The sequence below is a fragment of the Paracoccus halophilus genome (assembly GCF_000763905.1).
Taxonomy (GTDB): Bacteria; Pseudomonadota; Alphaproteobacteria; order Rhodobacterales; family Rhodobacteraceae; genus Paracoccus; species Paracoccus halophilus.
This window is the reverse complement of sequence record NZ_JRKN01000085.1, coordinates 1-1,662: the sequence shown is the minus strand read 5'-3', so window position 1 is coordinate 1,662 and position 1,662 is coordinate 1. Positions and strand designations below refer to the sequence as shown.

The 1,662-nt window shown below is 58.6% G+C and carries 2 protein-coding genes and 1 pseudogene; 1 reads left to right on the top strand and 2 read right to left on the bottom strand.

The window, feature by feature from the left end:
* On the bottom strand, positions 1–298 hold a 298-nt coding region (locus IT41_RS21185; RefSeq protein WP_231564846.1), incomplete at its 3' end, for a cell division cycle 123 family protein.
* 70 nt (positions 299–368) lie between these two features.
* Between IT41_RS21185 and IT41_RS19170 the strand changes: the two genes are divergently transcribed.
* Positions 369–1,456 (top strand): IS3 family transposase gene (locus IT41_RS19170; protein ID WP_139221806.1). Its coding sequence is split into 2 segments (ribosomal slippage): positions 369–618 and positions 618–1,456, totalling 1,089 coding nucleotides; the frame shifts between segments, so codons are not numbered across the junction.
* A gap of 91 nt (positions 1,457–1,547) precedes the next feature.
* On the opposite strand, the pseudogene IT41_RS21180 reads toward IT41_RS19170, so the two are convergent.
* Positions 1,548–1,662 (bottom strand): annotated as a pseudogene (locus IT41_RS21180) (IS5/IS1182 family transposase); the annotation flags it as partial.

Sequence of the window (1,662 nt, the reverse complement as noted above, 5' to 3'; positions counted from 1 at the left end):
CCTTGATCGCGCGCTCGTTGGCCGGGATCTCGGCAAAGCCCGACTGATGGTGATATTGCGAAATGCCAATGACGCGGCGGTCGCGAATGAAGATGCGGAATTCGGACCAAAGGGGGATGTCGTGCCATTTTCGGAGATGCAGGAAAAGCGAAGTTTCACTCGACAGATGAGCCGCAATCGCCCTGGCGACTCTCTCATTTTCCGAACAGATGGTATAGAGTACCCCTCTGGATTGGTATGATGCAAGAATTTGTATCCGCGGGGATTTCCAGCTGCAAAATCCAATTCTTGGCGCCACGGTAATCCTCCCCGTGGTTAAGGGGATGCGAAGGTAGAATTTTCTCGGCAAGATGGACGAGGAGATTCCGATGAAGAAGAGCCGTTTCACCGAAGCCCAGATCATGGGCGTGCTGCGCCAGGCGGAGGGCGGGCTGCCCGTTTCCGAGCTTTGCCGCGAGCATGGGATCAGCAGCGCGACGTTTTACAAATGGCGCGCGAAGTTTGGCGGCATGGATGCATCCATGATGAGCCAGATGAAGGCCCTCGAGGATGAGAACAGGCGACTGAAGCGCATGTTCGCCGATCTCAGCATGCAGGCCGATCTGCTTCGAGAGGCTCTGGGAAAAAAGTGACGCGGCCAGCTCAGCGCCGGGAGCTGGCCGAGAAGGCGGTGGCGACGAAGGGGGTCAGCATCGCGCTGGCCTGCCGGGCGTTCAGCGTCAGCGAGACCTGCTTTCGCTATAGTCCGAAGCGTGACGACGAGAACGAGATGATTGCCGATCTGCTGGTCGGGCTGACGAATGTCCACAAGACCTGGGGTTTCGGCCTGTGTTTCCTGCACCTGCGGAACGTCAAAGGACATGTCTGGAACCACAAGCGGGTCCACCGGATCTACTGCGAGCTGGAGCTGAACCTGCGGATCAAGCCGCGGCGCAGGCTGAAGCGGGAGAAGCCCGATGAACTGGCAGTTCCAGAAGCCCCGAACCTGGTCTGGTCGATGGATTTCATGGCCGATCGGCTGGCCGACGGGCGGCAGTTCCGGCTGCTGAATGTGCTGGACGACTTCAACCGCGAGGGGCTGGGTATCGAGGTCGATTTTTCGCTGCCCGCCGAGCGGGTCGTCCGAGCCCTGAACCAGATCATTGAATGGCGCGGCAAACCGCTGGCGATCCGGGTCGATAACGGCCCGGAATACGTCAGTGCCACGCTGACAATCTGGGCCGAGAAGCAGGGCATCGCCCTGACCTACATCCAGCCCGGAAAGCCGCAGCAGAACGCCTATGTCGAGCGCTACAACCGGACGGTTCGGCACGAATGGCTCGACCTCTACATCTTTGAAACCATCGAGGAGGTGCAGCAGATCGCCACCGAATGGCTATGGACCTACAACAACGAACGCCCGAACATGGGCATCGGCGGCGTCACACCCGCCATGAAGCTGAAAATGGCCGCGTGAGTTCTACGGTCGCGCCCCGTTAAAACGGGGAGGATTACCCCACTAAGGGATCTTTCTTTAGCGCATTCTCTATTCTTTTTAGGGTCAGGACTCATTTTGGCAGCCAAAAGATGACGATGGCGGCGATGCAGATGGCGGAGAGGAACAGGTCTCCGCATCTGTCGTAACGGGTTGCGATACGCCGCCAATCTTTCAAGCGGGCAAAG